The organism is Phytohabitans kaempferiae, assembly GCF_042433955.1.
GTDB lineage: Bacteria > Actinomycetota > Actinomycetes > Mycobacteriales > Micromonosporaceae > Phytohabitans > Phytohabitans kaempferiae.
In genome coordinates, this window is record NZ_JBHLUH010000098.1 from 1 (window position 1) to 5,040 (window position 5,040).

Sequence of the window (5,040 nt, forward strand, 5' to 3'; positions counted from 1 at the left end):
CTGGGCCAGGGCGGGATCGTGGGGACGCGGAGGGTGCGGCTGCGGGAGCAGCGGCCGTGAGCACGGCGGGCATCGCGGCAGCTCTCCTGTGCCACACCAGAATCGAACCGTAATGGACAGCGCCAACCTCGACCGCGAAAGATCTCTAGTACCCGTGCACGTCCATGCAGACTCCGACTGTCGGGTATGGACTGTCGAGCCCGTAGCGCCAGACCAGCCACACGCAGTGCAGGAAGACGCCGATCAGGTCGAGCAGGTCGTGGTTGCTCTCCGCGTTGGGTACGGCGAGGTCCCGCGCGCACTGGCCCAGCGCGACGGCGTCGTCGCGCGGCACTCTCGTCGAGCACGGCTCGATGGCGCCCAGCAGCCTGGCCTTGGCCGCCTGGACCTCGGTCCTGCTGGCCGTCGTCGCCGTCGTGCTGGCCGCCGCCAACGGGCGTGCGGCCGTCGCCGTTGCCGGTGTGTGGGCGAGCAGCGCCACCGCGGTCGCGACGGCCACCGCGGCTCGGGCTGCCCAGTGCGAGCCCCGAGGATTGTGGATGACGGGCATGGCTGTCTCCGTTCTGGAGATGTCCGGCACGGTGCCGGACATCAGACAGAGACGCGCCGACCGTCACCACCAACGATTTCCGAGTGTCGCAAACGCGACAGTCGGCCACGGGCGTGAAACCAATGTTCGGCCGGGTTTCGGCACGACTGTGTCGCGATCTGCGTCGAGGTTCTGGCAGATGGTGATCTGGTTGGGTCGTTAGCCAGGTTGGTCCATTAGGGTCGGTGGATGAATCCAGTTCTCGCCGCCAGTGCCTTCGATTCATTGCGCCTGGATGCTGTGCCGGATCAGGAGGCGTTGCGCCGGGTTTACGAGCTGCCCGGCGATGCGGCTGTACGGAAGCAGATGACCGAACTGACCGAGCAGACCCGGCAGTTGATCGGCTGCTCCTCGCTGGTTTTCGTCGCCAGTGTGGACGTCGAGGGCAACTGTGATGTTTCCCCGCGCGGCGGTCCTGCCGGGTTCGTCACCGTCCTGGACTCGCGGACGGTGGCGATACCGGACGCGACCGGCAACAAGCGTCTGGACACCTTGGAGAATGTCGTCGCGACCGGGCGGGCGGGGCTGCTGTTCGTCATTCCGGGGCGCACCACGACGCTCAGGGTGAACGGCCGGGCCTGCGTCTCCACTCACCCCGAGCTGCTGTCGCGGTTGACCGCCGTGGGTAAGCCGCCGGCCAGTGCGTTGGTGTTGGGGATCGAGGAGGTCTACCCGCACTGCCCCAAGGCGCTTCTGCGCGGCGCGGTTTGGAAGCCGGAGCAGTGGCTGCCGGCGGACGCCCAGCCGACCTCGGCCGAGGTGACACTGGCTCAGCTACGGATGCCGGAGCTGACGATCGCTGACATCGAGCAGGCGGAGGCGGACGCGCTGAAGTACCGGTACGAGTGACGGGCCGCACAGCGGTGTGTGGAGCACCTCGGTTACCCGCGAGGCAGTTGTCGCATTCGGAGCCCGAGTGGCTTGACGTGGGGTTTGTCCGTCAGTTTCGACACCATGCCTGCTGGTGGGGGCATCGGCTGGCCCGAGACGGAGGCGAGCCGGTGCCGGGACGGCGTTGGGTAGCCGGTGGTGTGTCGCAGATGTTGCTGTCGAACGGATGAGGTGTTGTCACGGTGTGGTGGGCTACCGTTTCGGCGTGGAGTCGGCCGACCCGGCGTTGAGCGTCTTACTTGGCGTTGTCGCCGTCACGAACGGTGGCCTCGGCGTTGCGATGTTGCTGCGTAGCCGCGACCGGTCTGGCGAGGTCCTGTGGCGAGGGCGGCGTCTGGTGGCTCCGCGGCTGTTTGGATGCGCTTTTCTGTTTCTCGGGTTGACGTTCGCCGCTGCTGCTCTGCGCTATTCGGTCTTCGCGTCGCGGAGTGTCGGTACGCTCGTCGCGATTCTGGCGGCGTTCATGTTCGCGGTCGTGGCAACGGTCGCCTTCATGCTGTGGGCGGCGCGGCAGCACTAGCCCCTGCCCTGAACGCATCTACGGCTCGGCTGGGCGGGCGTGCTCGCGTTCACCGCGTCGGCCAGCGACGGCGCAGCCAGCGCCACCGACCGCCAGGACGCCACGTTCCGCGTCACCTCGTCGGCGGCCAACGTGACCACTTGCGCCGGGCGGAGCGCGTGGAGGTCAGCGGTCCCGGCAGTAGCCGAGGCGGTGGTCCGCGCGACGCACGGCCCACACGATGACGAGCAGCGCGAGCGCCCACAGTGGATAGTTCATCGCGATCTTCGAGAACGTCAGCCAACCGACCTCGTTCTGCTCGTACAGCCTTTCCAGCACGACGAACCGGGCCGCGAACACGGCCGCGAGCACGGCGGTGGCGATGTCGTACCGCCGCAGCGACGGACGGTCGTGGCGCCACCACAGGCCGGCGCCCTTCATGGCACTCCAGATCACGCCGACCAGCGGCCGGCGGACCAGGATCGAGAGGGTCAGGATTATGGCCGCCACGCAATACCACCAGATGTCGGCCAGGAAGAAGTCGCGGGCCTCACCGCTGCGCGCGGCGAGGGTGCCGGCCACCGCCACGCCGACGAAGCCGCCGAACGCCGGACGCAAGGGCTGTCGCCGCACCGCGCGCAGCACCGTGATGAGCACGCCGGTGCCGACGGCGACGGCAATCGCGGGGTAGACGCCCCACAGCGAGTTGGAGATCACCAGCACCGTGGGCGGCAGGGACGACTGGATCAGCCCGGTCAGGCCACCGGTGCGCTCCCACAGCGTCGTCATCGTGGTCGGCGACGCGGTCGCGGCGGGGCGATCGCTCTCCGCGCTGTCCTGCCGCACAGGCTCTCCGGTCATGACATGGCCTCCTCTGCCTCTGCATCGGCCGCGGTGCGGCTCCCCTGCTCGATCGACAGCTTGGCTCGACCCGGGTCGTCGCCGTAGCCGACCAGTAGCCGGTAGGTCATGTCGTCGAGAACGAACCGCGCCTGCTCACTCGGCAGCAGCTCGGCCACCGTCATGGTGACCAGCCCGTGTCGCATGCTCCACAACTGGGCCGCCCAGACCGGCACCAGAGACTCCTGCGCGGCAGAGAAGCGGCCGGCGGCCACGCACCGCTGGATGAGCGCGACCAGCCGCTCGAACGTCTCGGCGCCAAGGTTGTCGTCCTCGGGCGGGCGGTCGATGAACATCGCCTTGTACATGTGTGGGTTTGCCAGGCCACTGGCGAAGAACACCGCGCCGGCCGCGACGAGGTCGGCGACCGGGTCGTCCGAGGCCGCCAGCGCGTCGAGCCGCGCGTTGAGCCGGGCGAAGCCTTCCTCCCGGACCGCCCAACGGATCTCCGCCATGCTCTGGAACCGGCTGAAGACGACCATCGTGGAGGAACCGATCTCGGCGGCGAGCCGGCGACTGGTCAGCGCGGCCGCACCCTCCTCGGCCAACACTCGCGCAGCCGCTTCGACAAGCATCGTCCGCACCCTGGGGTCGGCAGTTCGAGGACTCACACGGAGAGCATACCAGCGTTATATATCGGTGGTATAGAATGCCGCTCGGATCGTCAACGCCCAATGGCACCACCTCGAACGAGGTCGACTATCAGGAGGCTCCCGCGATGCCACAACCCGACCAGGCGGTCCTCGCCGAGGGACTGTACAGGCGCTACAAGGGCAACCGAGCCCTGGACGGGCTCGACCTGGTGGTTCCGTACGGGACGGTCTTCGGGCTCCTCGGTCCGAACGGCGCCGGCAAGACCACCACGGTGCGGATCCTGACCACCCTGCTCCGCCACGACGGCGGCCGGGCGCAGGTCGCCGGCTACGACGTCGATCTCCGTGCTCTTCCTGCCGCTGGCGGTCCGCCGCTACCAGCGCCTCAGCCGCTGAAATACGAAAATCGGCAACGCTCCTAGGGGTCGGGCGGGTCGGCGAGCTGGTTCCACCTCATGTCGGCCGCGCTATCCCCGCAGCTCGACGTGGTCGCCGTTCAGTACCCGGGCCGCCAGGACCGGCGTAAGGAGCGGATGGACTACGAGATCGCCGACCTGGCGGCGTCGATCGCGGCCGCCTTCGCCGAGGACGCGCGCGGCCCGGCCCGGCTGCCGTTCTTCGGGCACAGCATGGGCGCGGCCGTCGCCTACGAGACCGCGCTGGCGCTGATGTCGGCCGGCCACGACGGTCCCGACCACGTCGTGGTCTCCGGCCGCCGCTCGCCGACGCGGCCCGCCGAGGAGCGTGTGCACCTGCTCGACGACGCCGGCGTGCTGCGCGAGCTGCGCAGCCTCAACGGCACCGACAGCCGAGTCCTCGACGACGAGGAGGTCGTCAGGATGACGATGCCGGCGATCCGGGCCGACTACCGCGCGATCGAGGCGTACGCGCGCGGCCAACCCCACCCCGCTCGGCTGCCCGATCACGGCCCTGGCCGGCGACACCGACCCGAAGACCACAGTGGACGATGTACGAGCCTGGGGGGAATTGACGACCGCGGCGTTCGAGTCGCTGGTGCTGCCCGGCGGACATTTCTTCCTGGTCCACCATCAGCAGACCATCTACCAGCTGATTCGATCGTTGGCGGCCAAGGCCGGGTGATACCCCCGTGCACCTGGCCGTGCCGAACGGCCCCACCGGCAAAAAGGGTTTGCCGGTGGGGCCGTTCCATCCGAGGAAGGTCTAGCGCGAGGGACGCCCCGCCCGCCCGTCGGACTTGACGCAGTCCGGTGCCACCCGCGGCGGCCAGGTGCCTGGGCGACGACGAGGAGCTCCTGACGCTGCTACAGACGGTGCCGGAGTCGAAACGGCAGCCGAATCTGCTTTTGGGCGTGGGCGTCCGTCATGCTTTGTGGCAGTCGGTCGGCGCGCGGGAAGGCGCAGGGCTTGTCGTCGGTCCGGATCATCGATGCTCCCGTGATTTACCGTTCCCGTTGACGGACAAAGGACCGGGAGGTTGGTGGGCAATGGCTCGCACACGGCTGTACCTCGTCCGCCATGGCGAACAGGTTCCGGCGTCCGAGTACGCCCCGGAAGGGGGTCTTTCGCCACTGGGTCGCGTGCAGGCC

At 68.8% G+C, this 5,040-nt stretch carries 5 protein-coding genes and 2 pseudogenes; 4 read left to right on the plus strand and 3 right to left on the minus strand.

Translation table 11 applies throughout. The annotated features are described in order from the left end of the window. Nucleotides 1-145: 145 nt before the first annotated feature. Nucleotides 146-550, minus strand: coding sequence for a hypothetical protein (locus tag ACFFIA_RS41005; protein WP_377262308.1), 405 nt, complete (start codon nucleotides 548-550; stop codon nucleotides 146-148). Between the two features lie 228 nt (nucleotides 551-778). Here ACFFIA_RS41005 and ACFFIA_RS41010 point away from each other — a divergent pair, with 228 nt between their 5' ends. Both ACFFIA_RS41010 and ACFFIA_RS41015 read left to right on the plus strand, forming a co-directional pair. Beyond that, entirely contained in the window at nucleotides 779-1,438 is a 660-nt protein-coding gene (locus ACFFIA_RS41010) for an MSMEG_1061 family FMN-dependent PPOX-type flavoprotein (protein ID WP_377262311.1), read from the plus strand. Between the two features lie 247 nt (nucleotides 1,439-1,685). Next, nucleotides 1,686-2,000 carry a hypothetical protein gene (locus ACFFIA_RS41015; RefSeq protein ID WP_377262313.1) on the plus strand — a complete coding sequence of 105 codons (315 nt, stop codon included), beginning with the start codon at nucleotides 1,686-1,688 and terminating at the stop codon, nucleotides 1,998-2,000. Nucleotides 2,001-2,165: 165 nt separating this feature from the next. Here the strand turns inward: ACFFIA_RS41015 and ACFFIA_RS41020 are convergent, their stop codons facing one another. Both ACFFIA_RS41020 and ACFFIA_RS41025 read right to left on the minus strand, forming a co-directional pair. After that, complete coding sequence (locus tag ACFFIA_RS41020) at nucleotides 2,166-2,840, minus strand: DUF3159 domain-containing protein (protein WP_377262316.1); 675 nt, start codon at nucleotides 2,838-2,840, stop codon at nucleotides 2,166-2,168. After that, complete coding sequence (locus ACFFIA_RS41025) at nucleotides 2,837-3,490, minus strand: TetR/AcrR family transcriptional regulator (protein ID WP_377262318.1); 654 nt, start codon at nucleotides 3,488-3,490, stop codon at nucleotides 2,837-2,839. The genes ACFFIA_RS41020 and ACFFIA_RS41025 overlap by 4 nt, the downstream gene beginning before the upstream one ends. A gap of 107 nt (nucleotides 3,491-3,597) precedes the next feature. On the opposite strand from ACFFIA_RS41025, the pseudogene ACFFIA_RS41030 reads away from it, so the two are divergent. Then, nucleotides 3,598-3,810: pseudogene (locus ACFFIA_RS41030) on the plus strand (ATP-binding cassette domain-containing protein); the annotation flags it as partial. A gap of 117 nt (nucleotides 3,811-3,927) precedes the next feature. Continuing rightward, nucleotides 3,928-4,326 (plus strand): annotated as a pseudogene (locus ACFFIA_RS41035) (thioesterase II family protein); the annotation flags it as partial. Nucleotides 4,327-5,040: the final 714 nt, after the last annotated feature.